Origin of the sequence: Komagataeibacter saccharivorans, from assembly GCF_003207825.1 — a bacterium.
Classification (GTDB): domain Bacteria; phylum Pseudomonadota; class Alphaproteobacteria; order Acetobacterales; family Acetobacteraceae; genus Komagataeibacter; species Komagataeibacter saccharivorans.
This window is the reverse complement of record NZ_NKTY01000002.1, coordinates 151,211-175,456: the sequence shown is the minus strand read 5'-3', so window position 1 is coordinate 175,456 and position 24,246 is coordinate 151,211. Positions and strand designations below refer to the sequence as shown.

Annotated in this window: 26 protein-coding genes and 2 tRNA genes; 8 read left to right on the top strand and 20 right to left on the bottom strand. The window is 62.8% G+C overall.

What is annotated here, in order from left to right; all coding sequences use genetic code 11:
• Nucleotides 1-90: 90 nt before the first annotated feature.
• The 8 genes from purH to CFR79_RS02610 all read right to left on the bottom strand — a co-directional run bounded on the left by purH (nucleotide 91) and on the right by CFR79_RS02610 (nucleotide 8,096).
• On the bottom strand, nucleotides 91-1,671 hold the full coding sequence (gene purH / locus CFR79_RS02645; RefSeq protein ID WP_110546836.1) for a bifunctional phosphoribosylaminoimidazolecarboxamide formyltransferase/IMP cyclohydrolase: 1,581 nt from the start codon (nucleotides 1,669-1,671) through the stop codon (nucleotides 91-93).
• A 113-nt stretch (nucleotides 1,672-1,784) separates the two neighbouring features.
• Nucleotides 1,785-2,597 carry an aminotransferase class IV gene (locus CFR79_RS02640; protein WP_110546835.1) on the bottom strand — a complete coding sequence of 271 codons (813 nt, stop codon included), beginning with the start codon at nucleotides 2,595-2,597 and terminating at the stop codon, nucleotides 1,785-1,787.
• Nucleotides 2,594-3,985, bottom strand: coding sequence for an anthranilate synthase component I family protein (locus CFR79_RS02635; RefSeq protein ID WP_110546834.1), 1,392 nt, complete (start codon nucleotides 3,983-3,985; stop codon nucleotides 2,594-2,596). The genes CFR79_RS02640 and CFR79_RS02635 overlap by 4 nt, the downstream gene beginning before the upstream one ends.
• Complete coding sequence (ptsP, locus tag CFR79_RS02630) at nucleotides 3,978-5,816, bottom strand: phosphoenolpyruvate--protein phosphotransferase (protein ID WP_102324943.1); 1,839 nt, start codon at nucleotides 5,814-5,816, stop codon at nucleotides 3,978-3,980. Before ptsP ends, CFR79_RS02635 begins: the two co-directional genes overlap by 8 nt.
• On the bottom strand, nucleotides 5,803-6,102 hold the full coding sequence (locus tag CFR79_RS02625) for an HPr family phosphocarrier protein (RefSeq protein WP_162900412.1): 300 nt from the start codon (nucleotides 6,100-6,102) through the stop codon (nucleotides 5,803-5,805). The genes ptsP and CFR79_RS02625 overlap by 14 nt, the downstream gene beginning before the upstream one ends.
• Nucleotides 6,092-6,550, bottom strand: coding sequence for a PTS sugar transporter subunit IIA (locus CFR79_RS02620; protein WP_102324944.1), 459 nt, complete (start codon nucleotides 6,548-6,550; stop codon nucleotides 6,092-6,094). Before CFR79_RS02620 ends, CFR79_RS02625 begins: the two co-directional genes overlap by 11 nt.
• Nucleotides 6,547-7,518, bottom strand: coding sequence for an RNase adapter RapZ (rapZ, locus tag CFR79_RS02615; protein ID WP_102324945.1), 972 nt, complete (start codon nucleotides 7,516-7,518; stop codon nucleotides 6,547-6,549). The genes CFR79_RS02620 and rapZ overlap by 4 nt, the downstream gene beginning before the upstream one ends.
• A 134-nt stretch (nucleotides 7,519-7,652) precedes the next feature.
• Nucleotides 7,653-8,096, bottom strand: a complete 444-nt coding sequence (locus CFR79_RS02610) for an HPr kinase/phosphorylase (RefSeq protein WP_110546833.1) — start codon at nucleotides 8,094-8,096, stop codon at nucleotides 7,653-7,655.
• 86 nt (nucleotides 8,097-8,182) lie between these two features.
• Between CFR79_RS02610 and CFR79_RS02605 the strand changes: the two genes are divergently transcribed.
• Nucleotides 8,183-8,539 carry a RidA family protein gene (locus tag CFR79_RS02605; RefSeq protein WP_110546832.1) on the top strand — a complete coding sequence of 119 codons (357 nt, stop codon included), beginning with the start codon at nucleotides 8,183-8,185 and terminating at the stop codon, nucleotides 8,537-8,539.
• Nucleotides 8,540-8,597: 58 nt separating this feature from the next.
• Here the strand turns inward: CFR79_RS02605 and CFR79_RS02600 are convergent.
• Nucleotides 8,598-8,673 (bottom strand) — tRNA-Ala (locus CFR79_RS02600).
• 143 nt (nucleotides 8,674-8,816) lie between these two features.
• On the opposite strand from CFR79_RS02600, the gene CFR79_RS02595 reads away from it, so the two are divergent.
• Nucleotides 8,817-9,137 carry a YggT family protein gene (locus tag CFR79_RS02595; protein ID WP_102324948.1) on the top strand — a complete coding sequence of 107 codons (321 nt, stop codon included), beginning with the start codon at nucleotides 8,817-8,819 and terminating at the stop codon, nucleotides 9,135-9,137.
• A gap of 96 nt (nucleotides 9,138-9,233) precedes the next feature.
• Complete coding sequence (locus tag CFR79_RS02590; protein WP_102324949.1) at nucleotides 9,234-9,686, top strand: YjjA family protein; 453 nt, start codon at nucleotides 9,234-9,236, stop codon at nucleotides 9,684-9,686.
• A 27-nt stretch (nucleotides 9,687-9,713) separates the two neighbouring features.
• Here the strand turns inward: CFR79_RS02590 and hemJ are convergent, their stop codons facing one another.
• The 3 genes from hemJ to hemE are packed head-to-tail and all read right to left on the bottom strand — an operon-like array spanning nucleotide 9,714 to nucleotide 11,934.
• Nucleotides 9,714-10,163, bottom strand: coding sequence for a protoporphyrinogen oxidase HemJ (hemJ, locus tag CFR79_RS02585; RefSeq protein WP_110546831.1), 450 nt, complete (start codon nucleotides 10,161-10,163; stop codon nucleotides 9,714-9,716).
• Complete coding sequence (locus CFR79_RS02580; protein ID WP_110546872.1) at nucleotides 10,156-10,869, bottom strand: HAD family hydrolase; 714 nt, start codon at nucleotides 10,867-10,869, stop codon at nucleotides 10,156-10,158. The genes hemJ and CFR79_RS02580 overlap by 8 nt, the downstream gene beginning before the upstream one ends.
• 3 nt (nucleotides 10,870-10,872) lie before the next feature.
• Nucleotides 10,873-11,934 (bottom strand): uroporphyrinogen decarboxylase, encoded by a 1,062-nt coding sequence (gene hemE, locus CFR79_RS02575; RefSeq protein ID WP_110546830.1) that lies wholly within the window; start codon nucleotides 11,932-11,934, stop codon nucleotides 10,873-10,875.
• A 406-nt stretch (nucleotides 11,935-12,340) separates the two neighbouring features.
• Here hemE and CFR79_RS02570 point away from each other — a divergent pair, with 406 nt between their 5' ends.
• The 4 genes from CFR79_RS02570 (at nucleotide 12,341) to rfbD (ending at nucleotide 14,952) form a co-directional block, all read left to right on the top strand.
• The gene (locus CFR79_RS02570; RefSeq protein ID WP_243705178.1) at nucleotides 12,341-12,985 is read left to right on the top strand and encodes a Maf family protein; all 645 of its coding nucleotides are present in this window, start codon (nucleotides 12,341-12,343) and stop codon (nucleotides 12,983-12,985) included.
• A gap of 99 nt (nucleotides 12,986-13,084) precedes the next feature.
• Nucleotides 13,085-13,160, top strand: a tRNA-Ala gene (locus CFR79_RS02565).
• A 299-nt stretch (nucleotides 13,161-13,459) separates the two neighbouring features.
• Entirely contained in the window at nucleotides 13,460-14,020 is a 561-nt protein-coding gene (gene rfbC / locus CFR79_RS02560) for a dTDP-4-dehydrorhamnose 3,5-epimerase (protein WP_102324953.1), read from the top strand.
• Entirely contained in the window at nucleotides 14,017-14,952 is a 936-nt protein-coding gene (gene rfbD / locus CFR79_RS02555; RefSeq protein ID WP_258373383.1) for a dTDP-4-dehydrorhamnose reductase, read from the top strand. Before rfbC ends, rfbD begins: the two co-directional genes overlap by 4 nt.
• Here rfbD and CFR79_RS02550 read toward each other — a convergent pair.
• Complete coding sequence (locus CFR79_RS02550) at nucleotides 14,944-16,377, bottom strand: MATE family efflux transporter (protein WP_102324955.1); 1,434 nt, start codon at nucleotides 16,375-16,377, stop codon at nucleotides 14,944-14,946. The two genes, rfbD and CFR79_RS02550, sit on opposite strands and share 9 nt — an antisense overlap.
• Before the next feature lie 515 nt (nucleotides 16,378-16,892).
• Here CFR79_RS02550 and CFR79_RS02545 point away from each other — a divergent pair.
• A complete protein-coding gene (locus CFR79_RS02545) occupies nucleotides 16,893-17,096 on the top strand; it encodes a hypothetical protein (protein ID WP_110546827.1) in 204 nt (67 codons plus the stop codon).
• 66 nt (nucleotides 17,097-17,162) lie between these two features.
• On the opposite strand, the gene CFR79_RS02540 is transcribed toward CFR79_RS02545, so the two are convergent.
• From CFR79_RS02540 to CFR79_RS02510, 7 genes are all read right to left on the bottom strand, one after another.
• Nucleotides 17,163-18,101: an electron transfer flavoprotein subunit alpha/FixB family protein gene (locus CFR79_RS02540; protein ID WP_102324957.1), complete on the bottom strand. Its 939-nt coding sequence runs from the start codon at nucleotides 18,099-18,101 to the stop codon at nucleotides 17,163-17,165.
• A gap of 2 nt (nucleotides 18,102-18,103) precedes the next feature.
• Nucleotides 18,104-18,853, bottom strand: a complete 750-nt coding sequence (locus CFR79_RS02535; RefSeq protein WP_102324958.1) for an electron transfer flavoprotein subunit beta/FixA family protein — start codon at nucleotides 18,851-18,853, stop codon at nucleotides 18,104-18,106.
• A gap of 71 nt (nucleotides 18,854-18,924) precedes the next feature.
• On the bottom strand, nucleotides 18,925-20,565 hold the full coding sequence (locus CFR79_RS02530; RefSeq protein ID WP_102324959.1) for an electron transfer flavoprotein-ubiquinone oxidoreductase: 1,641 nt from the start codon (nucleotides 20,563-20,565) through the stop codon (nucleotides 18,925-18,927).
• 145 nt (nucleotides 20,566-20,710) lie between these two features.
• A complete protein-coding gene (locus tag CFR79_RS02525; protein WP_102324960.1) occupies nucleotides 20,711-21,352 on the bottom strand; it encodes a hypothetical protein in 642 nt (213 codons plus the stop codon).
• Between the two features lie 59 nt (nucleotides 21,353-21,411).
• Nucleotides 21,412-22,779, bottom strand: a complete 1,368-nt coding sequence (gene hemN / locus CFR79_RS02520; protein ID WP_110546826.1) for an oxygen-independent coproporphyrinogen III oxidase — start codon at nucleotides 22,777-22,779, stop codon at nucleotides 21,412-21,414.
• 4 nt (nucleotides 22,780-22,783) lie between these two features.
• Nucleotides 22,784-23,575: an OmpW/AlkL family protein gene (locus tag CFR79_RS02515; RefSeq protein WP_102324962.1), complete on the bottom strand. Its 792-nt coding sequence runs from the start codon at nucleotides 23,573-23,575 to the stop codon at nucleotides 22,784-22,786.
• A gap of 121 nt (nucleotides 23,576-23,696) precedes the next feature.
• The gene (locus CFR79_RS02510) at nucleotides 23,697-24,107 is read right to left on the bottom strand and encodes a hypothetical protein (protein WP_258373382.1); all 411 of its coding nucleotides are present in this window, start codon (nucleotides 24,105-24,107) and stop codon (nucleotides 23,697-23,699) included.
• Nucleotides 24,108-24,246: the final 139 nt, after the last annotated feature.

Below are 24,246 nucleotides of genomic sequence, written 5' to 3'. Positions count from 1 at the left end.
ACCCGTCTCTCATCTAGCCTGACCGGCATCTGGCCGGACCGTGTCATCTCATTCCATCCCTGCCATGCAGGCAAGGGCCGTGTGTTCGGATCAGTGCCGGAAATGGCGCATACCTGTGAACACCATGGCAATGCCCGCCCTGTCGGCCGCGGCGATCACCTCATCATCCCGGATCGAGCCGCCGGGCTGGATCACGGCGGTTGCACCGGCGGCGATGGCGGCTTCCAGCCCGTCGGCGAACGGGAAGAACGCATCCGACGCCACGACGCTGCCCTGGGTCAGCGGATGGTCGATACCGGCTGCGTTTGCGGCATCCGCGCTCTTGGTCGCGGCGATGCGCGCGGAATCAACGCGGCTCATCTGGCCGGCCCCGATGCCAACCGTGCTCTGGTCCTTCGCATAGACGATCGCGTTGGACTTGACATGCTTGGCCACACGGAAGGCGAAGATCAGGTCAGCCATTTCAGCCGGAGTCGGCGCACGCTTCGTCACCACCTTCAGCGCATCCGGCATGATGCGGCCGCTATCGCGCGTCTGGGCCAGGAACCCACCGGCTACCGAGCGGACAACCACCCCACCCTGCGCGGGATCGGGCAGGGCCCCCGTCAGCAGCAGGCGCAGGTTTTTCTTGCGAGCGAGGATCTGGCGGGCTTCCTCCGTTGCGTCGGGGGCGACGATCACTTCCGTAAACAGGGTGGCGATGCGCGCCGCCGCTTCAGCTTCCAGCGTGCGGTTCAGCGCCACGATGCCACCGAAGGCCGAAACCGGATCACAACGCAGGGCATTGTCCCATGCCTGCGCCTGTGTCGCCGCTGTCGCAACGCCGCAGGGGTTGGCGTGCTTGACGATCACGACCGCAGGCTCATCGAACTCGGCCACGGCCTCGAACGCCGCGTCGGTATCGTTGATATTGTTGTAAGACAGGGACTTGCCCTGAATCTGGCGGGCCGTGGCGACACCGGGGCGGTTGCTGCCATCGGTGTAGAAAGCGGCCTTCTGGTGGGGGTTTTCACCATAGCGCAGGCTTTCGCGCTTCTCGCCCGCAACAATCATGCGCGGCGGCAGGATCTCGCCTTCCTGTCCAGCGAACCATGCGGCGATGGCGGCGTCATAGGCCGCCGTGCGGGCATAGGCCGCCCCGGCCAGCTTCGTACGCTGGTCCAGCGTGGTGCCGCCATTTTCCAGCGCGGTGATGACATCGGCATACTGCGCCGGATCGGTCACGATCGCGACATGGGCGTGGTTCTTGGCTGCGGCGCGGATCAGGGCCGGACCGCCGATATCGATATTCTCGATGCAGTCCTCCGCCCCCGCGCCGGAAGCAACCGTGGCCTCGAACGGGTAAAGATTGACCGCGACAAGGTCGATTGGCGCGATCTGGTGCTCTTCCATCTGGCGGACATGGGCGGGCAGATCACGACGGCCAAGAATGCCGCCATGCACCTGCGGCACCAGCGTCTTGACGCGACCATCGAGGATTTCCGGAAAACCGGTATGCTCCGACACGTCGCGCACCGCGATACCGGCCTCACGCAGGGTGCGGGCGGAGCCGCCCGTGGAGAGGATCTCGGCCCCATGGGCGACAAGGGCGCGGGCCAGGTCAAGCAGGCCGGTCTTGTCGGAAACGGAAATCAGGGCACGCCGAACCGGCACGGTCTTGGGGGGGGTCATCAGCGGGTGACCTTTCACGCAAGCTGGAAATGAGCCAATGCGGGTGGATTAGTCCAACCGCGCCGTCAGGGGCAATAAGCGAAATGCCATGACTGTCCCCTATGGGGCAGAAATCAGGGATAGACGCATGCCTGCACGGCCGTCAGCAGGTCGGGCATGACGGGCACGTCACGCCCATCAAGCATGTGGACGCCGCGCACGCCCAGGCTGTTGACGGTAAGGATGGCCGTTGCCCGATGCAGCGCCAAGGGCGACAGGCGGCGGACATGCAGCAGCCCCGCATCCAGCAGGACGCCACGGGCGGTGCCAGGCAGTGCCCCATCGGTTACGGGCGGGGTGACAAGCTGGCCGTCAATGCAGGCCAGCAGCGTGCTGGCACTGGTTTCCGCCACATATCCCGCGCGGTTGAGCATCAGGGCGTCATCGGCCCCCGCCCGTGCCGCCGCCATACGGGCAAGGATGGAAGGCAGGTAATTCAGGCTTTTGATACGCGACAGGACGCTGTCCTCGTCACGCCGGTATTCCACCGTAACCAGCTTTACGGGGGTAGGGGGAACGACACCCGCCGAAGCCGTGATCAGCACGGTGGAGGTGCCGTCCACAGGTGGCAGCAATCCACGCGGCCCGGTCCCCCGCGTGCAGGTCAGCCGGAGCGAACCCGCCGTCAGATCGCAGGCCGCCAGCATTTCATGCACGCCTGCCGCAATGCGCTCCCGGTCGGGCGGCGCCAGCATGAGGGCACGCGCACCGTCCGCCAGCCTGTCCATATGCCGGGAAAAATGACTTACCTGCCCATTGGCGACGCGCATGGTCTCGAACAGGCCATCGCCCAGCAGAAAACCACGATCCGCCGGATCAATATGCGCCTGACCCGCTGGCAGAAGGCGACCGTTCAGCCATACCGGCAGGGCCGTGGGCACGGTCATGACGCAGGATCACCTTCATCGGGCCGGGTGCTGAAAATACCCAGCAGGGCCGCGATTTTAAGCTGCATTTCGCGGTATTCCCGCATCGGATCGGAATCATACGTAATCCCGCCCCCTGCCGCGGCAATAATGTGGTTCCGTGTCATGACCAGCGAACGGATGATGACAGAACTGTCCATCGCGCCATCACACCCGATCCACACCACGGCCCCGCAATAGGCCCCCCGGGCCGAGGCTTCCAGTTCGTCGATTATCTGCATGGCCTGATGTTTTGGCGCGCCGGTAACAGACCCCGGCGGCAGGGTCGCGTCCAGAAGGTCAAACGCGTCGCATCCCCCGCGCAACTGCCCCGTCACTTCCGATACCAGGTGATGCACATGGGTAAAACGCTCCACCCCGAACAGTTCGGGCACACCCACACTGCCCAGTGCGGCCACACGCCCGATATCGTTGCGCATGAGATCAACGATCATCAGGTTTTCGGCCCGTTCTTTCGCATCGTGGCGCAGGTGGCGGGCCAGACGTTCATCTTCTACCGGGGTCAGGCCGCGCGGCGCCGTGCCCTTGATGGGGCGTGTGCGTATCGTCCTTTCCGCATCGAGGGATAAAAACCGCTCGGGCGAGGCGCTGAGCAGCGCGCAGGTACCATCGCCGCCCAGAAACGCCCCGAAAGGCGCGGGAGACCCGGCACGCAGGGTCCGGTAGACATCAATTGCCGCAAGCCCGGCGGGGCGGTCCGCGCGCATGCGCCCTGTGATGTTGACCTGAAAGACTTCCCCCGCCGCGATCCGTTCAACCGTACGCGCCACGCTGGCCCTGTAGGCTGCACCATCCTGATCAGCCACGAAATCCAGATGTGGCAGCGCAGGCATATCCCCCGCCGGTGCGATCGCATCCCATTGCTGGCGGAGGTCCGCCACCCGTCCGGCGGGCATGGTCGTGGGGTCTGATGCCGCCAGCCATGCTTCCTTCCGTTCACGATCCAGAACGAAGGCATGATCGTAAATGCCAAAGGCGGCTTCCGGCTCCCCCGCTTCGCCCTCATGCCGCGTGGAAACGCCCTCCATCCGCTGGCCCACGCCATAACCGATAAAACCGATGGCCCCACCAGCAAACGGAACCTCCGCCGGACAGTCCCCCGCCGGGACGCACAGACGCAGTTGTGTTGCCAGATCATGGGATGTGGCCGCACCATCCAGCCAGCACCTTCCGGCATGCTGGACAATCACATGCACCGGTTCACGGCACACGATCACCCAGCGCGCGCGCGGCCCCACCTCACCACCGCTGTCCAGACAGGCCAGCCATGGCTGGTGCCCCCAAGCGGCCAGTACCCCGTCCACGTCACGCCATGGCAGGGGGCATGCAACCGGCGGTGCCTTATTCATCCGCAGGCTGTCGCGCGGCAGCGGCGTAATCCATCAGCATGGTGCTGACCTCGCGCCCGTCGGCCGCTTCCAGCGCGCGACAGGCCATGCGGCGGCAGTCATCCATGGCCAGCGCCCGGATCGCGCGTTTGACGCGCGGCACGGCGGAGGCATGCATGGAAAAGGACCGTATTCCCAACCCGACCAGCAGGGGCACCGCTATCGGATCGGATGCCATTTCCCCACACAGGGAAACCGGCCTGCGATGTCGCAGGGCCGCATCCGCCGTCATGCGCACCAGTTGCAGCACGGCGGGATGGAACGGATCATACAGCGCCGCGACATCCGTCGCCGCCCGGTCCGCCGCAAGGGTGTACATGGTCAGGTCGTTGGTACCGATGGCCAGGAATTCCGCTTCCTGCGCCAGTACATCCGCCATAAGGGCGGCGGCTGGCGTTTCGATCATGATGCCCAGGGGCGGCAGCGGGTCGGGTATCTCCACCCCCTTGCGCCGCAGCCTGCGTCCGATGCGGGCATAGATGTCACGCGCGGCCCGCAATTCCCCCACGGATGAGACCAGCGGCAGCATCACCCGCACCGGTCCCGCACGGGCCGCGCGCAGGATGGCGGCAAACTGCGTTTCCAGCAGGCCGCGATGCTGAAGCAGCAGCCGGATGCCACGGACGCCAAGGGCGGGATTGGTATCGCCGCTTTCGCCAATCCCGGCACGCGACAGGGCATCGCTGTTTTTTTCGCTGCCCCAGTCCACCACGCGAATCGTCACCGGGTCCCCGGCCATCGCTTCGATCAGGGGCAGGTAGACCGCTTCCTGATGCAGTTCATCGGGCAGGGTTTCCGCATTCATGAACAGGAATTCGCTGCGCAGCAGTCCGATCCCCCCGGCGCCGGACTGCGCGATCATGGGCAGTTCGGCCGGGATTTCCAGATTGGCCTGCAGGGTCACGACCTCCCCGCTGGAAAGCCGGGCCGGAAGCCTGCGCAGGCGGCCCAGCATCTGGCGTTCGCGCGCATAGGCGGCGACATCGACCCGCGCGGCAGCGGCGGTGCGGGTGGACGGACGCACGATGACCTGCCCCGTCGTGCCATCCACCACAAGCCGCGTCCGCCGCCCAAGCTGTGCCAGCAGGCCATGGGCAGCCAGAACCGCCGGGATACCCAGCGCGCGCAGCAGGATGGCGGTATGCCCGGTGCTGCCCCCTTCTTCCGTCACCACGGCGGCGATACGCGACGGATCGATCAGGGCGGCATCGGCGGGGCGAAGCTGTTCGGCAACCAGAATGGCCCCATCGGGCAGGGCAGAAAAAGAGCGGTAGGGCGTGCCGCTTAGGTTTCGGATCAGCCTGCGCCCGATTTCCCGAAACTCCCCCGCGCGGCGCCTTGCTGCCACCGCGTCTTCCCCTTCCGGTGCGGGCCTGCCGGGCGGGGCGAGCATGAAGCCCGCAAGCGCTTCGGTTTCCTGCATGACGGCGGCTTCGGCCACCATGCCCTGATCCAGTCGTCCCTCGATCCCGCGACGCAGGCGCGAAGGGCCAAGCATGCGCCGGTAGACTTCCAGCAGGGAACCGATTTCCACCTGCCCGTCCTCGGGCAGAAGGGCAAGACGGTCATGCAGCCGACCAAGCTGGGCGACGGAGCGGCTGATCGCATCATGCAGGCGCGTGCGTTCATGGGCCGGATCGCAGTCGCGCCGTGCCATATCGACCGGCGGCGGGGCCGGTTCATGCGCGATCGCGGCATAACCGATCGCAACGCCGGGAGAGACAGGCTGACCTTCAAGCCGGATTTCACCTGGCCGCCCCCGACGCGCGGGGCGGCGTTCAGTCGTCTTCATCAAAGCCGGCCCGGACCAGCCTGAGCAGGGCCGACAGCGCCTGCGGACCCTGCGGCCCCTGGGTACGGATGCAGATCGTCTCGCCCCTGCCTGCCCCCAGCATCATGAGCCCCATGATGGAATGGCCCGAAACCGTCATGTCCACATGGATGACATCGACCGTAGCGTCGAATTTTTCCGCAACCGTCACAAACCGCGCGGCGGCGCGCGCATGCAGCCCGCGCTGGTTCACGATACGGGCCTGTGCTTCGTGCGACGTATCCTGCGCCATGCGATCAGCCACCATGACCGGCCACGCCATCGATCTGGCCCAGACAGTCCCCCGTACCGGACAGGCAGGCCGGCGGCAGGTGCGATGCGACCGATATGTAACGCCTGCCCGCTTCTTCCGCCCCGTTCAGGCAGTCCTGCATACTGGCATGGCCGCGCATCTGCGCAAGCTTGACCAGCATGGGCATGTTCACACCTGTCAGCACTTCCACCCGATCGTTCTGCAGGACGGATATCGCAACATTGGATGGCGTGCTGCCAAACATGTCGGTCAAAAGGATGACCCCCTGCCCGCTATCAACGGAGTCGATGGCTTCCAGCAACCCACAGCGACAGGTTCCGGGTAACGTCGCAGGGGTCACATTGAACACCGTCGCCTGCCCCTGCGGACCCACGACATGTTCGAGTTCCCCCTTCAGGGTCTCACCCAGAATACCGTGCATGACAAACACAAGACCGATCATGTGTGGGCTGTCCGCTCCGTTGTCTCTGACAGTCCACGCGGGCGGTTGGCCCAGCGCCAGCTGCTGCGGCCCTGACGGGCCAGTTCACGATGCATGACCACGACCGGCCACGCGTCAGGGGAATGGGCATTTTCCGCCCGTTGCGCAAGCCTGCGCGCAAGCGCTTCGACAAGGGTGACGGAACGGTGCCGCCCCCCCGAACAGCCGATGGCGATGGTCGCGTATTTCTTTCCTTCGCGCACGAAGCGCGGCAGGACAAGGTCCAGAAGCCCCGCCATCCGGTCCAGGAATTCCTGATAATCGGGATCGCGCGCCACATAATCCGCAACCGCCGCATCCAGTCCGGTCATGGCGGACAGGGCTGGGTCGTAATAGGGATTGGTCAGGAAACGGGCATCGAACACCATGTCCGCTTCCCGCGGCAGGCCGGCGGGAAAGGCAAAGGACATCAGCGCCACGGTCAGCCCGTCCACACCGCCCGCCGACCATTCGCCAAACCGGGCTTCGACAAGCTGGCGCAGTTCCGGCGGTGGCAGGTCGGAGGTATCAATGACGACATCGGCCGCTTCGCGCAGCGGGGAGGTCAGCCGGATTTCAGCTTCGATCCCTTCCTTTACGGTGCCATGGGCTGCCTGCGGGTGACGCCTGCGAGTGGCGGTATAGCGGCGCAGGAGCACGCTTTCCTCCGCCGTGGCGTAGATCAGTTCGGCATTCAGCGCCGGATTGACGCGCAGCCGGGCAAGGGCGGCAAGCACGGCGGAAGCATCGAAGCCACGGGTGCGGGAATCCACCCCCACCGCCACGGGCCGTTCGGCACGGGCCACGATTTCATCCAGCATGCCCAGCGGAGGATTGTCGATCACCTCATGCCCCAGATCCTCCAGAATGCGGAGAATCGAGGATTTCCCTGCGCCGGACAACCCGGTCACAAGCAGGATACGACGCGGGAGAGGCGTATCTTCATGCATGGTGTCAGTCACGCAAAATCCTGACTTCTGTCAGCCATATGCCAAATGACAGATCGCTGTATCATGACGGGATCGAAACCTTTTCCTATTCTTATTGTCCCCTGAAAAGACAATCATGAAAAGTGGTGGCAGCATCACATCTGCCCTTCATCCAGCAGGTGCCTGTTCCCGGCGGCACAGTCCAGCACCAGCCCGATCCGGGCCACGGCGGATGGCAGTGCGGGATCAATAAAAAACTCCGGCAGGCCCGTCAGCCTGTCATGTCCGGGATGACCCGGCAGCCGGGGTGGATAGTCTGCTACCCCCACCAGTCGCGCGACCGCAGCCACCCGCACCCGCGCACGCCAGTCCATGCGTATGATCCCGATACCACGAACCTCCAGCAGGCCGGCAAGTTTCGGTGGCGCGCTGGCCCAGCCATCATGCAGGCAGACACGGTCATCCGCCACCAGATCGTAACCCGCATCGACAAGGCGCAGCAACAGGTCGGACTTGCCAGCCCCCGACGGCCCAGTCAGCAGAATACCCTGCCCGCGCCGTGCGGCGCATGAAGCATGGATCTGGATCGGAACGGTCATAAATCAAGACTTATCCGAAAGCCGTCGTTTCGGGGAAAGAAAAATTTTTATGGACAAAAGATGACCATTTTGTGATTCTATGGGGGATGCAAGAAAACACGCCGTTTCGCCCGCCGCCAGAAATACAGATCCGGCACCTGACGGGTATCGACGCCCAGACCGGGCAGTTTCCGCCCGATGTGTTCGCCCAGATCCGGCAGGCCCTTTCCGTCGGAATCAGCAACCTGGCCCGACAGGGCATGACGGCGCAGGATGTAACCCGTATCGTATTCATCCTGAGTGAAACCGAAGGGTTCAACGCCTGTTTTCCGCTCCTTCACGACCTGTTCGGCCGTACCTGTCCCGCGACCACGCTGCGGCTGGTCAGTCATTTCGACACGCCCGGCCAGCTTGCGGAAATCGAACTCATCGCCCTGCCGGAACACGAAGCCACGGACGCGTAAAATGCTGCCGCCATCCGGCGCGGTCATGACAGGCGATATATTTTTTAAGGAAAGGATGTGGTGGAGCTGAGGGGAATCGAACCCCTGACCTCCTCATTGCGAACGAGGCGCTCTCCCATCTGAGCTACAGCCCCACATCTTTGCGCGATAAATACCGTCCCTGCCCCGCAAGTCAAGGCCCATTTTCTGGTCCTGAACCTGTTTTCTGCCCGATCCGGCGACTTCATGACAGTTGTATGCGCACGCCACGGACACTAAATTCCATTTCCCGTCATCTATGAAAGTTGGCCCGTTGATTTCCATCATCTTTCAGCTGCTGTTTGAACTTATCCAGCTTTATACATGGGTCGTGCTGCTGGCCTGCCTGTTCAGCTTTCTCATCGGTTTCGGCATTCTGGACCCGCGCAACCAGATTGTCTGGAAGATGTCCAATTTCCTGTACCGCATGACCGAACCGGTGCTGCGTCCGATCCGCAATATCCTGCCGAATGTGGCCAACATCGATCTCAGCCCGCTCGTGCTGCTTCTGCTCATCCAGTATGTGTTGATACCGGTGATGGCCAAAATCTATGGCATGCTGATGCTTGGGGTCGCCTGACCCGCCGCGACCCGTTCCCGCGGCCCGTAGGGAAAGACGGGCAGGACCATACCGGCCCTGCTATTCCCGCGACCGTGATCTGAGGAGTTATATCACATGAAGACATCAAACCGTTTCCTGGCCCTGCTCGCCGCCCTGCCGGTGGCTGCGGCCCTGTCGGGCACGCCCGCGCATGCGCAGGGTTTTGGCGGCCTCGCGGGCGGTGGCTCGTCGGGTGGACTGGGTAATGCGGCGGGACTGCTTTCGGGCAGCGGGCTGAACGTTCCCTCCGTTTCCTCCCTCGCCCCTTCCAACGTTACCGGCCTGCTTGGCTACTGCGTGCAGAACAACTACCTGCAGGGCAACAGCCCGACCACGCTGCTGTCCTCGCTGAAGCAGAAGGCGGGCATGGATACCACCGGCAGCCAGTACACCAACGGCCAGAAGGGTATTCTGGATACGGGCACCGGCAATACCTTCTCCCTGTCCTCGCTCAGCGGGAACCTCAAGCAGAAGGTCAGTACGAAGGTCTGTAACGCGGTCCTGAAGCAGGGTTCGTCCCTGCTCTGATCCGTGGCTGCTGTTGTCCGCCTGTTTTCAGAACGGGCGGACAACAACCATGATGACAATGATCATCATGAGAACGGTCGGCACTTCATTGGCGATACGATAGAACCGTTCGGTATGGGTATTGCGATCATTGGCGAAATCCCGCCGCCACCGTCCGCAGGCCCCGTTGAAACCCGCCAGTGCGATCACCGCCGCAAGCTTGGTCATCCACCAGCCAGCATGCCAGTCCACCAGACCCGGAATGCTTGCCAGCAGGCCACCGAATACGAAGGTGCTGATCATGGCGGGCAGCATGATGAACCGCTGCAGCCGGTATTCCATGCCCTTGAAACGTTCGGATTCCGCTGATCCCACCGCCACCTGGCAGTGATAGACGAACAGGCGGGGCAGGTAGAACACGCCCGCCATCCACGCGATGAGCGAGATGATATGGAAGGCCTTGATCCACAGCATGAAGGGGATCAGCACTTCAGCCATTTCCGTTCGCATCCCCCTGCTGGCTGGCCATGATCCGGCGCAGCAGCGGCACGAATTCATCCAGATGCGCGATACGCAGCAGACCCGGCCATGACGGTGCGGGCAGTTCGGCGGAGCGCAGCAGCACGCAGCCCATGCCGGCGCTACGTGCGGCACGGGCGCCGGTTTCGGTATCTTCCAGCACGATACATTCGCCCGGTGGCACGCCCTGTGCCTGTGCCGCCGCGAGATAGACCGCCGGGTCCGGCTTGGGACAGCCCATATCGCGTGCGGAGTGGATGCACGTCGGCACGATCAGGGCATCCAGACCGGTCCGGCCAAACTTCGCCTCCATTTCCTGCACCGAGGAGTTGGAGCCGATGCGGTAGGGCAGGCCAAGTGCGGCCACGCCACGCAGCATGGCGGGCGCGCCTTCTATGGTTTCAGCCTCATTGCGCATGAGGGAAACAAGGTTGCGCTGCATCTGCGCGGGCCAGTCGGCAGGCAGGGTAATGCCCTCCGCCTGTTCGATCTCATGCTTGAGCGCGGTCAGCGCATGCCCCGCGAAACGGTGGACCGCGTCCTCGTCGCTGATCGTGCGCCCGTGTTCACGTAAGGAGCGGGCGATCATCCGGCATGACGGCCCCTCACTGTCGATCAGGACACCGTCACAGTCAAAGATGACCAGCTTGAGCGCGCCATCGGGGCGCAGGGCGGCAGGCAGCATCATTCACACATCCCGGATGGTCTTGATCAGGTCGCCGACATGCTCGGGCGGGGTGGCGGGAATGACGCCATGGCCAAGGTTGAACACATGCGGCCGGCCCTTCATGGCATCACGGATGGCGCGGGCTTCGGCGCGCATGCCTTCCCCGCCAGCCAGCACGCGGATCGGGTCGAGATTACCCTGAAGCACCAGCGTATCAGGCACCTGCGCGGCCACGGCCTTCATATCGGCCCCGGTATCGAGCGCCATGGCGTTCACGCCGGTCTGATGCCCGTATTCAATCGCCATAAGCCCGCCAAGACGTGGGAAGCCGATAACAGGCGTGCCGGGATGGCGCGACCTGATGATTTCGGTAATCCGCCGCGCAGGTTCGATGACATGCCTGCGGAACTGCGACGGTGGCAGCAGGCCGGACCAGCTATCGAACAGCATGACCGCTTCCGCGCCCGCTTCGATCTGGGCGCACAGCATGTCAGCCGTCGCGGTGGTCAGCAGGTCGATCAGCCGATCGAAGAAGGCCGGGTCGGTATAGGCAAGCCTGCGGGTTTCCTCGAACTCCCGCGAGCCATGGCCTTCGACCATGTAGCACGCCACGGTGAACGGTGCGCCCGCGAAACCGATCAGCGTGACCTGTCCCGGTCTGGCCGGACCGATTGCTTCCGGCCCGTCCACGATCCTGCGCAGCCGCTGAAGGGTTTCCATGACCGGCTCGATCGCTTTTGTGACCCGGCCCGGATCAAGCCGTTCCAGATCCGCCTGTGAACGCACCGGTCCCAGCACAGGCCCCCTACCGGGCACGAAATCAAGCGACTGACCCATTGCCCAGGGCAGGATCAGGATATCCGAAAACAGGATCGCGCCATCCATGCCAAAACGGCGGATGGGCTGCAGCGTGATGTCTACCGCCATGTCCGGCGTCATGCAGCGTGTCAGGAAGTCCGCTTTTTCACGCAGGGCCCGGAATTCCGGCAGGAACCGGCCCGCCTGTCGCATCAGCCATACCGGAGGCGGCCATGTTGCCTCTCCCAACAGGGTAGCGAGCAGGGGTTTGCGTGTTTCAGTCATCGATCCGTCGTTCTGTTTCGTTGTGGCCGGACTATCTCGTACTTTCCCGCCGACGGATAGCGGGCAGGCGCGATGCGCGTGCTCCTTTCAAAACAATAAAAGAAAAGAGAAAGAAAATTTTTGATGTGCTTTAAGTGCTGTGGATGACGGGGTACCCGCACTTCCGAAAATGTACCCCACTTTTCCCACAGAGTGTACAGTTTCCGACTCCAAGGATTCCCGTGGGTCGGGAGAGTTATCCAGATTGTACCGACATAAGCCTGTGTACAACCCACCGCGTCCGCAGGTGTACCCGTTGTCCACGGTACTCGGTACGGCGCAGAACTGTTTGGAGTACTGTCCCCATGTACCCCAGTACTCGAACGCGTCGAATTTCATGTTTCATTTCATCAGTACGGAGAAGGTGATGCCGGGCGACTCGAATTTAGTACTAAAGACGCATCCGTTACAGGCGGAGTCGCCCCCGATAGTACTGGCCAGCCGTTCAGCCGCCCGCCGCGCCCTGCTGGAATCGGCGGGCCTTTCGGTGACATGCCGCGCGGCGGAGGTGGATGAACACGCCATACGCCAGCATTGCCGTGAACAGGAAATGGATGCCAGCCAGACCGCCCTCGAACTCGCCCGCGCCAAGGCGCGGGCGACACGGGCTGATCCGGGTGCGGTTGTGATCGGCGCGGACCAGATGCTGTCCTGCGCGGGGGAATGGTTCGACAAGCCCGAAAACCTTTCGGTCGCGCGCTGCCACCTCCGCACCCTACGGGGAAAGGCCCATATGCTGCATACGGCGGTGGTGATGATGCGTGATGGCCGCGAAACATGGCGCCATGTCGCGTGCCCCGTGCTGCATATGCGCGCGTTCAGCGATTCTTTTCTGGATCGTTATCTGGCGATCGAAGGGGATGCGATTCTGTCCTGTGTCGGCTGTTACCGGCTGGAAGGGCCGGGCATTCACCTGTTTTCCCGTATCGAGGGCGATCACGCCGCCATCCTCGGCCTGCCATTGCTGCCCCTGCTGGATGCGCTCAGGGCCGATAATATCATCATGCGATAAATCGGTTTGCGGGGGGTTGCATTGCCCGGAACTTATGGTTATACCCCGCGAACCGAACCACGGTTGGCCAGAATAAATGGCCACGCGGGTTGGAATAGTGGGGCCATAGCTCAGTTGGGAGAGCGCCTGAATGGCATTCAGGAGGTCAGGGGTTCGACTCCCCTTGGCTCCACCAGATTCCTTATCTGGTACCCCCTCTTCAAATAAAAATCACTCTTTTTCAGCCCCTTATGCTGTCGCGTATGGGGCCTGTTCCATTTTGGCCTTAATCAGTTCGTAACATGTATCGCGTTAAGACTGCTTTTCAGGACAACGTGATGGAACCCCGGTGTTTTCGCACGGGGGAACAGGCAAAGAGCGGATCGGTATGCGGATTTTTACCCAGTTTGGACGGGCGGGTGATCAGGGCGTCTTTTCTACCCTGACAGTCGATCACGCGCGGCACTGCCAGCGGCATGCGCCGGGGCATGCATCATGAAGGTGGAAACACTGCCCCTGGACGGGCTGCTGCTGCTCACTCCACCGCGTTTTGAAGATGAGCGTGGTTTTTTCAGCGAGACCTATAATGCCGCCACCCTGGCGGAAATCGGTATTACCGCGCCCTTCGTGCAGGACAATCACAGTCTTTCACGCCACAGGGGGGTGGTGCGGGGGTTGCACTGTCAGGTTCCGCCCTGTGCGCAGGGCAAGCTGGTGCGGTGCACGCGGGGTGCAATCTGGGACGTAGCGGTTGATGTGCGCATGGGATCACGGAGCTTCGGGCAGTGGGCCGCGGTTACCCTGAGTGCGGAAAACGGCAGCCAGTTCTGGATTCCCCCCGGCTTCCTCCATGGTTTCTGCACCCTGGGTGACAATACGGAGGTGCAGTACAAATGCACCGACCTGTGGGACCGCGCCTGTGAACGCAGCGTGCGCTGGAATGACGAGAGTCTGGGCATCGACTGGCCTGTCAGCGACTGTCAGGCCATCGTGTCCCCCCGCGATGAACAGGCCCTGCCGTTTTCCAGTGTCATTGACTGGTTCGTCCTGCCATGACCGGACCGGGCCGGCGCATGGTATCCCGTTCGGGTTCGCGTATTCTGGTCACGGGCGGTTCGGGCCAGCTCGCCACGGCCCTGATGCGGCGCGGGGGGGCTACGGTTACCGTAGTGGGGCGCCCGCATTTCGATTTCAGCCTGCCGGATACCGTCGTGCGGACCATGCAGGAAATCCGGCCTGACCTTGTTATAAACGCCGCCGCATGGACGGCGGTGGACGCGGCGGAAGACCAGCCCGGCCCGGCCCGGCAGGTCAATGCCGAAGGGCCGGCCCTGCTTGCATGGCTCTGCGCGGGGCAGGCCGTGCCGCTGCTGCATGTTTCCACCGATTATGTCTTCAGTGGCCTGAAGGGCCACCCCTATACGGAAGAAGATGCCCCCGATCCCCGCAATGTCTATGGCCACACCAAGGCGGAGGGGGAAAGAGCGGTCCTGCATGCCTGTGCGCACGCGATGGTGTTGCGCACGGCATGGGTTTACGGGGCGCGGGCAGGGAATTTTGTCCACACCATCGTTCATGCCGCGCGAAAGCGGCCGCATTTAAAAGTGGTGGCGGACCAGTGCGGTAATCCGACCTGTGTGGAGGATCTGGCCCATGTCCTGCTGCATATCGCCCGACGGATACTCAAAGCGGGCTGGCAGCCCTGTTACCGGGGCATATTCCATGTTGCGGGACAGGGCAGTGCGACATGGCATGAACTGGCCTGTGCCGCACTGGATCATGCGGCCCGGCATGGCCACCCCGTGCCGCCTGTCCTGCCTGTTGACACCACGCAGTGGCCCACCCCGGCTACGCGGCCCGTGGATACGCGGCTCGACTGCACGCGGCTGGGGCAGGTATTCGGCCTTGAACTGCCCCACTGGCGCGACAGTATCGGCCCTGTCATCGGTGCGATGCTGCAGGGCGTCACCGCCCCCGTTTCACGCTGAATGGTCCAGTTCATCCAGTTCGATCATCCCGGCCTCGCCACTTTGCGGTGGGGGAATGACGGGCATGGCCTGTTCGGTGGCCCTGTCACCGGGATGGAGCCGCCGGACCACGCCAAAGGCTGTCATGACGGCATATGAGCCGAACAGCACGCAGCCCAGAACCTGCCCTACCTGCACGCCCGCAGGCCCGAATTTCATGCCCACCCATACAAACGGAATGGTGCCCAGTGTCGCCCGTCCCCAGTTGAACAGGGTCGAATACAGGGGGCATCCAAGGTTGTTGAACGCGGAATTGGCCACGAACAGCATGCCGATGAAGACATAACCGGCAATGGTCCAGTTGCAGAACAGGTGGATCAGCATTGCCGCCGTTCCCTGCGCCGAGAATACGCGCACCACCAGATCCTGTGTCAGGAACAGGATCATCCATGTCAGCGCAACGCAGCCCGCGACCAGCCATAGCGATGCTACAAGGGTTTCGCGCACGCGATCGAGTTTCCCCGCCCCCAGATTCTGCGACATGATGGGACCAACCGATCCCGTCAGCGCAAAGACGAAGGCGAAGGCCACCGGCACGATGCGTTCGATGGTCGCCTGCCCGGCCACTGCCGCCAGCCCGAAACCCGCCATCGCATGCGTTACGAACACGCTGCCGACGGGCGTTGCAAGATTGGTCAGGATGGCGGGCATCGCAACCTGCGCCACCAGTCTGGTATCGCTCAGCACATGGGTGCGGACCGGCCTGCCGAACAGGCCATGCTGACGCACGCAGCGAAAGCCGACCAGAGCCACGATCGCGCGCGACACGATGGTGCTGATGGCGGCCCCTTTCAGCCCGAGACCCAGCCCAAGAATCATTACCGGATCGGCAATGGCCGATATGATCGCCCCCATCAGCGTCACGTTCATGGAAATGCGTGCCGCCCCGATAGCACGCAGCAGGCCCGAACATCCCATGCCCACAGCAATCAGCGGCAGGCCGGGGGAGACGATTTCAAGGAAAACCGTCGCCTGTCGCGCGGCCTCCCCCTTTGCGCCCAGCAGGATCAGCAGCGGACCCGCCAGCCATGCGGTGGCGATGCCGATCAGCAGGCACAGCCCGACCATGACGATGCCGAAGGAGGATGCAACCCGCTGGGCCTGTTCAATCCGGCCCGCGCCGATCAGTCTGCCGCTGATCGCCCCGATCCCGATGGACAGGCCGATGGAGACCGCGATCTGCACATAGCTCACCACGCCCGCGAAGCCGATTGCCGCGGTCAGCGCCGGATCGCCCAGCCAGGAAATGTAGAAAAGGTTCAGCAGATCGACGACAAAGACAGCCATGAGGCCAATGGCCCCCGTCCCTGCCATGACAACGACGTGGCGGACAATTTTCCCTGTGCAGAATGTCGCATGTGGTCGGGTTGTGGGTTGTCCCCCCATCGGGTGTCCTGTCTGCTGCAGGGCGGATGATGTGGCCGGGCCTGCGGTGATCCGTCCCCTGTATGATGCGGGGCAATGAATGTCGGCACAAGGCCCTTGTAGCCCCTGTTTTCCGGGGCGCGGGAGACAGATGACGCGCTGTTCTTCATATACTTCGGGTTGATTGTGCGGTGCAAAATAAACATATGAATTGTGCAGTGCAAAAAAAGTAAAATTCCTTTTTTATTTATATTTATTGTTGACGTTTGAAAATAAGAATGGCATACATAATCACACGAAGCCTGCTGGCTTCCATAAATACCAAGAATAGCCGGTATAAATGCCGGACAGGATACAGTGCCAATGCACGGTTGTCCTACTGGCGGGGTCCCCCTTGTGGGGACCCTGTTTTTTTGTGTGGCGGAAAATGGCGGGGTGCCATCCGTCTTTTACGTATCTTGTCCGCGCGGGCTTTCTCTACCCTGCAACGGGTTCCTGAAGTTGCGGGAACCATCTCGTTTAGGGAGGAAAACCCGATGTCCAGACTGACAGCGGCCGAACGTGATGCCTTGCCGGATTCAGCTTTTGCCCTGCCCGGCCGACGTTACCCCATCCCCGACGCCACCCATGCGCGTGACGCCCTGGCGCGGGCCAGTGAAATGCTGCATCGGGGGGATCTGACACAGCAGGACTATGACACGGTGGTCGCCCGCGCCCATGCCGTGCTGGAAAACGAATAGCCGTACATGAAAAAAGGGGCGCGGGAATGAAGCCCGCGCCCCTTTTGCAGCCATGGACCCTAAGGGTCAGCCTGCCTTGTCGAGTTCCGCTTCAAGCTGCGGCAGGATCGTGAACAGGTCGCCCACGATACCGTAATCCGCCACCTGGAAGATCGGTGCTTCCGGGTCCTTGTTCACCGCGACAATGACCTTGCTGTCCTTCATCCCCGCGAGATGCTGGATCGCGCCGGAAATGCCAAGGGCGATATACAGTTCCGGTGCCACGATCTTGCCGGTCTGCCCGACCTGGTATTCGTTGGGCACGAAGCCTGCATCCACCGCCGCGCGGGAGGCGCCAATGGCGGCGCCAAGCTTGTCGGCCAGCGGGTTGAGGAGCTTGAAGTTCTCCTCGTTCTGCATGCCACGTCCACCGGATACCACCACGCGTGCGGATTCCAGTTCCGGGCGTTCGGACTTGGACAGTTCGGTCGAGATGAAGGTCGATCCCCCCGGACCCGCAGGCAGGGCGACTTCCTCGATCACTGCGCTGCCGCCCTCGGCAGGAGCCGGATCGAAGGAGGAGGCGCGGACCGTGATGATCTTCTTCGCATCGGCGGACTTTACCGTCGCCAGCGCGCTGCCCGCATAGATCGGGCGCACGAAGGTATCGGCATCGTTGATGGCGACGATATCGGGGATCGGCTGCACATCCAGAAGTGCTGCCGCACGGGGCAGCGCATTCTTGGCCGATGCGGACGACGCGGCGAGGATATGCGTATAGCCACCCGCCAGATCGGCCAGCAGGGCTGCGACAGGTTCGGCAAGTTCGCTGTTGCCGGTGCTGTCAGCAACCTGGATCACCTTCTTCACGCCCGGAATGGCCGCTGCCGCCTTCGCTGCCCCAGCCGCGTCGGCACCGGTTACCAGCACATCGACATCGCCCAGCTTCGCCGCCGCCGTAATGGCCGAACGCGATGCCTGCCGGATCGCGCCACCCTCATGATCCAGATAAACGAGAACGGTCATGATCAGATCACCTTTGCTTCGTTGCGCAGACGCGAAACCAGTTCACTTGCCGAATCGAGCTTGATGCCCGCCTTGCGTTCCGGCGGCTCGGCTACGGAAATCACGCTCAGGCGCGGGGTCATGTCCACGCCCAGATCAGCCGGCGTGATCTTTTCCATCGGCTTCTTGCGCGCCTTCATGATGTTGGGCAGCGAGGCGTAACGCGGTTCGTTCAGCCGCAGGTCCGTCGTGATGATGGCGGGCAGCGCCAGCTTGATGGTCTGCAGGCCGCCGTCGATTTCACGCGTAACGGTCACGGCGCCATCCGCCACGTCCACCTTGGAGGCGAACGTCGCCTGCGGGCGGTCCAGCAGCCCCGCCAGCATCTGGCCGGTTGCGTTCATGTCATCGTCAATGGCCTGCTTGCCAAGGATGATGAGGTCGGGCTTTTCCTTCTCCACCAGCGCCTTGAGCACCTTGGCCACCGCCAGCGGTTCCGTCACCACATCGGTTTCCACCAGAATGGAGCGGTCAGCACCCATGGCCATGGCGGTGCGCAGGGTGTCCTGTGCCTTCGCTTCCCCGATCGAGACCGCGACGATCTCGGTCGCAACGCCTTTTTCCTTCAGGCGCACGGCTTCTTCGACCGCAATTTCGTCGAAGGGGTTGATGGACATCTTGACGCCAGCGGTTTCCACGCCGGAACCATCGGCTTTTACGCGAGGCTTGATGTTGTAATCGATCACGCGCTTAACGGGTACGAGAACCTTCATTGCATATTTGCCTGTCTGTCTTCGGATAAGGGCAACGTGTTTGGCAGATACATACCGTACCTGCCGCCGGATTACATCCCGCCCGGATAGTTGGGGCCGCCTGCGCCCTCCGGCGTGGCCCAGTCAATGTTCTGGGCCGGGTCCTTGATGTCACAGGTCTTGCAGTGCACGCAGTTCTGCGCGTTGATCTGCAGGCGCGGGTCCGTATCCTCATCGGCCACTTCGTACACGCCCGCGGGGCAGTAACGGCTTTCCGGCGCGCGGAAGATGTTCCAGTTCACCGTTTTCCACAGCGACATGTTGCGCACCTTCAGGTGGACGGGCTGGTCCTCCTCATGATTGGTGGCGGACAGGAAGACCGAGGACAGGCGGTCGAACGTGATCTTGCCATCCGGCCTGGGATACTGGATCTGCGGGGAGACGGCTGCCGGTTCCAGGGTCTCGTTATCGCCATGGCGGGTATGCAGTGTCCACGGCGCGCGACCGCGCAGCAGCATGGCGTCGATACCGGAATACAGCGCGCCGCCCTTCATGCCGAATTTGGCGAAGGCGGGGCGGATGTTGCGCACCGCGCGCAGTTCGGTCCACAGCCACGAATCCCGGATGCGGCGGGTATAGGAACCCGGCTCCACGCGGCTGGTGATCAGGGCTTCCGCCACGGCTTCCGCCGCCAGCATGCCCGATTTCATGGCCGTATGGGTGCCTTTGATCTTGGGCACGTTCAGGAAGCCCGCCGTATCGCCAATCAGCGCCCCGCCGGGGAAGGTCAGGCGGGGAATGGACTGGATGCCGCCTTCGGACAGCGCGCGCGCGCCATAGGCGATGCGACGGCCACCTTCAAAATACGGGCGGAAGGCCGGATGCAGCTTGACGCGCTGCATCTCGTCAAACGGGGACAGCCATGTATTGGGGTAGTCCAGACCGACCACGAACCCGTAGGAGACGAGGTTGTCGCCAAAATGGTACATCCACGCGCCGCCATAGGTCCGGTCATCCAGCGGCCAGCCGAAGCTGTGCTGCACCATGCCGGGGCGGTGCATTTCCTTGGGGATTTCCCACAGTTCCTTGATGCCCAGCCCATAGGTCTGGTCATCCACGCCCTTGCGCAGGTTGTACATCGCCATGACCTGCTTGGTCAGCGATCCCCGGCAGCCTTCGGCGAACAGGGTGTATTTCGCGCGCAGTTCCATGCCGGGGGCATAGTTGTCGCCCGGCTGGCCATCGCGACCCACGCCCATGTCACCCGTGGCAACGCCCGCGACGCGGCCATCATCGTCGATCAGCACTTCGGCACCGGCAAAGCCGGGATAGATTTCAACCCCCAGCTCTTCCGCCCGGCCGGCAAGCCAGCGGCAGAAATCACCAAGGCTTACAATGAAATTGCCGTGGTTGCGCATGTGCGGCATCACGCGTTCAAGGAACGGGACTTCAAGGCTGTTGTCCTGTGTCAGGTAGAGCATCTGCTCCTCTGTCACGGGGGTGTTCAGCGGGGCGCCCTCTTCCCGCCAGTGGGGCAGGAGTTCTGCCAGCGCGCGTGGTTCGATTACGGCACCCGACAGGATATGGGCGCCAATCTCGCTGCCTTTTTCAATCAGGCATACGCTGGCGTCGGGGGCAAGCTGGCGCAGCCGGATGGCCGCCGCCAGGCCCGACGGGCCGCCGCCAACGATGACGACATCGAATTCCATAGTCTCGCGCGGAGTCTCGCTCATGCCTCTGTTGTCCTCTTGCGTCATGACCGGGATGACATGGGATGAATGGGATTACACTTGGTGGAAACGCTTCCTAGAACCGTTTTGGCGGGGAATAAAGGTTTGTTTCGTATCGAACCGGCAACGGACAGGCAACCGTCCGCGCCTATGTGACGCGCGGCGGGCGGGCCAGTTCATTCATGGCCTGCCATTCGGGGCCAACATAATTGACGATCAGTGTCCGGCGCACGCCGCTTAGCGCGCGCGGCACGAAGCCGTGCCATGAATGGTCCGATGGAATGAACAGCAGGCCGGAATTGAAGGCACCCGATGCACGCGCTACGGGCGTGCCCTCCGCCGTCATGATATCCGTGCCCCAGTCATGAGCATCCGCCCCCATGGAAAGCGATACCAGAAGCGTCAGCCGCTTGGCCCCGATATCGGTATGGGGTTCAAGCCAGAAGCCATCGGCATCCAGACAGAGTTCAAGGCGCAGGGCCGCATCTTCAATCCGGGCATTGCACTGCGTGGTGAATGTCGCACGGGTGTGCGGGTCATCAAACAGGCGGGCCAGATGGTCCAGCGCGGGGCTGGCTGCCCGCCGTGCGGGCGTGATGAACAGCCGCTGCCCGTTGCGCCCGGCCCGCTGTCCGCCACTGTTCCCGCCGATGAACTGACTGTCCGGCATCCATGTCACCAGCGCGGATGCAACCGGGGCGGGCAGCACGTCATGAAGCTGCCAGTGCGGAAAGGGCCATGGCTGGACCGGGCTGTTGGCAAGGGCCGCAATAACGCAGTTGGGGTGCATGGGGGGACGTTTTACCTGCTGGATGCTACGCGGTTGCAGGACAGGGAAGGCAGGCGTCCTTACAGGGCGCTGGCATGGAGTGGCGTGGTCTGCGGCGACAGGTAGCGGTCGAACACGGCGGCGACATGGCGCACGAAGGGACGCCCCTTTTCGGTAACGCGGACATGCCGCGCGGTCATGCTGACCAGCCCGTCGCGCATCATGGGGGCCAGCCGGGACAGTTCGGTATCGAAACTGCTGGTGGGCAGGTTATGGTCAAGGATGATCTGGTCCACATCGACCTGCATGGTACACATGATCTGTTCGATTATTGTGGCGCGCACACGGTCGTCATCTTCCAGCCGCACGCCGCGCACAACGGGCAGGCTGTCCGTTGTCTGCGCCATGAGCCGGGCATAGGCGGCGGATGACACCGCATTCTGTGTCATGCCACCGGGCAGGGAGGAAATGGCCGACGCCCCCACCCCGATCAGCGCGGCGGCGCCATCAACCGTATAGCCCTGGAAATTGCGGTGCAGCGTGCCCGCCCGCATGGCGCGGGCCATGCTGTCATCGGGGCTGGCATAATGGTCCAGCCCGACGGGCAGGAAGTGATCATGGCGCAGCACGGCGTCGATGGCGGCGCGCTGTTCGATGCGGGCCTGCGCATCCGGCAGTTCACCCACCGGCATCAGGTTCTGGCGTTTCTGCTTCCATGGCACATGGGCGTAGCCGAATACGGCCAGCCGGTCGGGGCGCAGCGTGGCCACGGCCTGCGCCGTGCGGGTGACGCTGTCGGTGTCCTGCCGCGGCAGACCATAGATCAGGTCGATATTGATGGATGCCACCCCGGCATTGCGCAGCGCATCCAGACAGGCGCGGGTCTGTTCCCAGCTCTGTATCCGGCCGCACGCATCCTGCACCTGCGGGTCAAGGTCCTGCACGCCCATGCTGGCGCGATTGAAGCCCAGTTCATGCAGCAGGGCGGGATATTCGGGCGGGAGATGACGGGGATCGACCTCGATGCTGATTTCGGCATCGGGCGTGATCGTGAAATTCTGGCGGATGACCTGCATGACCCGGCGCATGGCGCCTGCGGGCAGCGTGGTGGGCGTGCCGCCACCCCATTGCAGGTGGGTGACACGACGGCCCGTGCCGATCAGTTTCAGTATCCGGCGCAGTTCCTCATGCAGCAGGGCCGCGTAGGCCGCCCGTGCATCCGTATCGCGCAGCACGGCGGTATTGCACCCGCAGAACCGGCACAGCGTGTCGCAGAAAGGAACATGTAGATAAAGGGAGACCGGCTGCGTAGCCGGCAGGGCGGATAGCCATTCCTGACTGTCCGCCGGGCCCACCGCATCGGAAAACTGCGCTGCGGTGGGGTAGCTGGTGTAACGCGGCAGATTGCCCCCGTAGCGGGAAAGCAGGGTGCTGTCTGCCGCGTTCATGTCATTAGAACCGGTAGGCGATACCAGCGGAAACGACGGTCGGGTCGAGCGAGTCGTGGGCTTTGATCTTCACGCTTTCGCTGTCGTTTTCAGCCCATGCATGCATGCGCACGAACATCTGCTTCACGTCGAAGTTGAAGAACCAGTTGCCAACCAGCTGGTAATCCACACCGGCGTTGATGGACGGGCCACCCGTGAAGCCGGAGTTCAGCTTGCTGACCGCACCGCCCAGCGCGCCGCTGGCGTTCATGTTGTGGAACCACATGAAGGTACCGCCAACGCCCACATACGGATTCAGGCGCTTGTGCGGGCGGAAATGCCACGCCACCGTCACCGTCGGCGGCAGGACCCATGCGCTGCCCACATCCAGCTTGCGGCCCACTGCACCGCCTTCTGCCGAGACTTCATGACGGGTGCTGGTGGCGATCAGGTCCAGCGAGATGTTGTCGGTCACGAAGTATTCGAACGTCAGTTCCGGCATGACCTGATTGGTGGTCTTGATGCGGGTCCCGTTCAGGGACGCGCCGTTCAGCCAGACCTTGCTGTCACGATCTTCCGGCAGCACGCCCACGGCGGACAGGCGGATCATGAAGTCGCCCCGGCCCAGACCGATCTTGGTGCTGGCGCAGGTCTGGAAGATGCCGCAACGGCCCTTCGGCTGCGCCGGTGCGACAGGGGCCGCCAGCGGTGCGTTGACATAGGTGGTGGGGGCTGCGGTCTGCGCATGGACCGCGACCGGGGTCAGCGCCGCGGCGCCAAGCACGGCCGACAGGGCAAGGTTACGAACGTTCTTCATCGTGGGCAGACCTTAATTTTGATCTCAACTGGGTAGCAGCGGAGAGTGTTAAGAATATTCGATGTGATTTGATCTGTGCAGAAATCACGCCCACCTAACATTCGGCTTTGATGTGAATCAATCAAAGGGGGCGATCTATTTCCTTATTGCGCTCGATCCTCACTGTTCGTTCGGTAATGTGGCTTGTTGAACACAGTTTTGGGACCGGGATGTCCCTGTTCGTGATCGGGTTACTGTAGGAAAAGGTACGGATTGCAGTGCAGCCCAGTTCACGGGCCAGCGCTTCCATGGCGGGCAGCAGGGCGTCGATGATCTGCTGTTTGTGGGCATAGGACAGCGTGATGATGTAATCCGCCGTCAGCGTATCGCCTGAATACAGGTCGAACCCCCGGCGGAAGGTCGCCATGGCGCAGGGCGGGCGCGCCGTGCCGTAATGGGCGACCAGTATCCCTTCGCGCACATGTTTTGCCGGGCGCGACAGCCTGCGTCCGATGCGCCCCCATTCCTGCAGGCTGATATGTGGAAACGACATCCGTACAAGGGGATACAGCAAAGGAATGTCGGCAGGGGCCAGTCGTCTGACCAGTGGCGGAGGAGCGGCCTGCACGCGTCGTATCTTTCTTGGGATGGGGTGGAAAATTTCCATTTATGCTTGGTCTGATGACTGAATA

Excerpts from the sequence above, each read along its gene's own strand:
- CFR79_RS02625 (WP_162900412.1), bottom strand. The coding sequence starts at position 6,102 with ATGGTGGCTGATCGCATGGCGCAGGATACGTCGCACGAAGCACAGGCC.
- CFR79_RS02540 (WP_102324957.1), bottom strand. The coding sequence starts at position 18,101 with ATGACCGTTCTCGTTTATCTGGATCATGAGGGTGGCGCGATCCGGCAG.
- CFR79_RS02510 (WP_258373382.1), bottom strand. The coding sequence starts at position 24,107 with ATGTCGTTTCCACATATCAGCCTGCAGGAATGGGGGCGCATCGGACGC.
- CFR79_RS02635 (WP_110546834.1), bottom strand. The coding sequence starts at position 3,985 with ATGAATAAGGCACCGCCGGTTGCATGCCCCCTGCCATGGCGTGACGTG.
- CFR79_RS02595 (WP_102324948.1), top strand. The coding sequence starts at position 8,817 with ATGAAAGTTGGCCCGTTGATTTCCATCATCTTTCAGCTGCTGTTTGAA.
- CFR79_RS02545 (WP_110546827.1), top strand. The coding sequence starts at position 16,893 with ATGTCCAGACTGACAGCGGCCGAACGTGATGCCTTGCCGGATTCAGCT.
- CFR79_RS02580 (WP_110546872.1), bottom strand. The coding sequence starts at position 10,869 with ATGCTGCCTGCCGCCCTGCGCCCCGATGGCGCGCTCAAGCTGGTCATC.
- CFR79_RS02620 (WP_102324944.1), bottom strand. The coding sequence starts at position 6,550 with ATGATCGGTCTTGTGTTTGTCATGCACGGTATTCTGGGTGAGACCCTG.
- purH (WP_110546836.1), bottom strand. The coding sequence starts at position 1,671 with ATGACCCCCCCCAAGACCGTGCCGGTTCGGCGTGCCCTGATTTCCGTT.
- CFR79_RS02605 (WP_110546832.1), top strand. The coding sequence starts at position 8,183 with ATGCAAGAAAACACGCCGTTTCGCCCGCCGCCAGAAATACAGATCCGG.
- rfbD (WP_258373383.1), top strand. The coding sequence starts at position 14,017 with ATGACCGGACCGGGCCGGCGCATGGTATCCCGTTCGGGTTCGCGTATT.
- hemN (WP_110546826.1), bottom strand. The coding sequence starts at position 22,779 with ATGAACGCGGCAGACAGCACCCTGCTTTCCCGCTACGGGGGCAATCTG.
- CFR79_RS02535 (WP_102324958.1), bottom strand. The coding sequence starts at position 18,853 with ATGAAGGTTCTCGTACCCGTTAAGCGCGTGATCGATTACAACATCAAG.
- CFR79_RS02570 (WP_243705178.1), top strand. The coding sequence starts at position 12,341 with ATGCCGGGCGACTCGAATTTAGTACTAAAGACGCATCCGTTACAGGCG.
- CFR79_RS02640 (WP_110546835.1), bottom strand. The coding sequence starts at position 2,597 with ATGACCGTGCCCACGGCCCTGCCGGTATGGCTGAACGGTCGCCTTCTG.
- CFR79_RS02515 (WP_102324962.1), bottom strand. The coding sequence starts at position 23,575 with ATGAAGAACGTTCGTAACCTTGCCCTGTCGGCCGTGCTTGGCGCCGCG.
- hemJ (WP_110546831.1), bottom strand. The coding sequence starts at position 10,163 with ATGGCTGAAGTGCTGATCCCCTTCATGCTGTGGATCAAGGCCTTCCAT.
- rfbC (WP_102324953.1), top strand. The coding sequence starts at position 13,460 with ATGAAGGTGGAAACACTGCCCCTGGACGGGCTGCTGCTGCTCACTCCA.
- CFR79_RS02550 (WP_102324955.1), bottom strand. The coding sequence starts at position 16,377 with ATGGGGGGACAACCCACAACCCGACCACATGCGACATTCTGCACAGGG.
- CFR79_RS02610 (WP_110546833.1), bottom strand. The coding sequence starts at position 8,096 with ATGACCGTTCCGATCCAGATCCATGCTTCATGCGCCGCACGGCGCGGG.
- CFR79_RS02530 (WP_102324959.1), bottom strand. The coding sequence starts at position 20,565 with ATGAGCGAGACTCCGCGCGAGACTATGGAATTCGATGTCGTCATCGTT.
- rapZ (WP_102324945.1), bottom strand. The coding sequence starts at position 7,518 with ATGCATGAAGATACGCCTCTCCCGCGTCGTATCCTGCTTGTGACCGGG.
- hemE (WP_110546830.1), bottom strand. The coding sequence starts at position 11,934 with ATGACTGAAACACGCAAACCCCTGCTCGCTACCCTGTTGGGAGAGGCA.
- CFR79_RS02590 (WP_102324949.1), top strand. The coding sequence starts at position 9,234 with ATGAAGACATCAAACCGTTTCCTGGCCCTGCTCGCCGCCCTGCCGGTG.
- CFR79_RS02525 (WP_102324960.1), bottom strand. The coding sequence starts at position 21,352 with ATGCACCCCAACTGCGTTATTGCGGCCCTTGCCAACAGCCCGGTCCAG.
- ptsP (WP_102324943.1), bottom strand. The coding sequence starts at position 5,816 with ATGAAGACGACTGAACGCCGCCCCGCGCGTCGGGGGCGGCCAGGTGAA.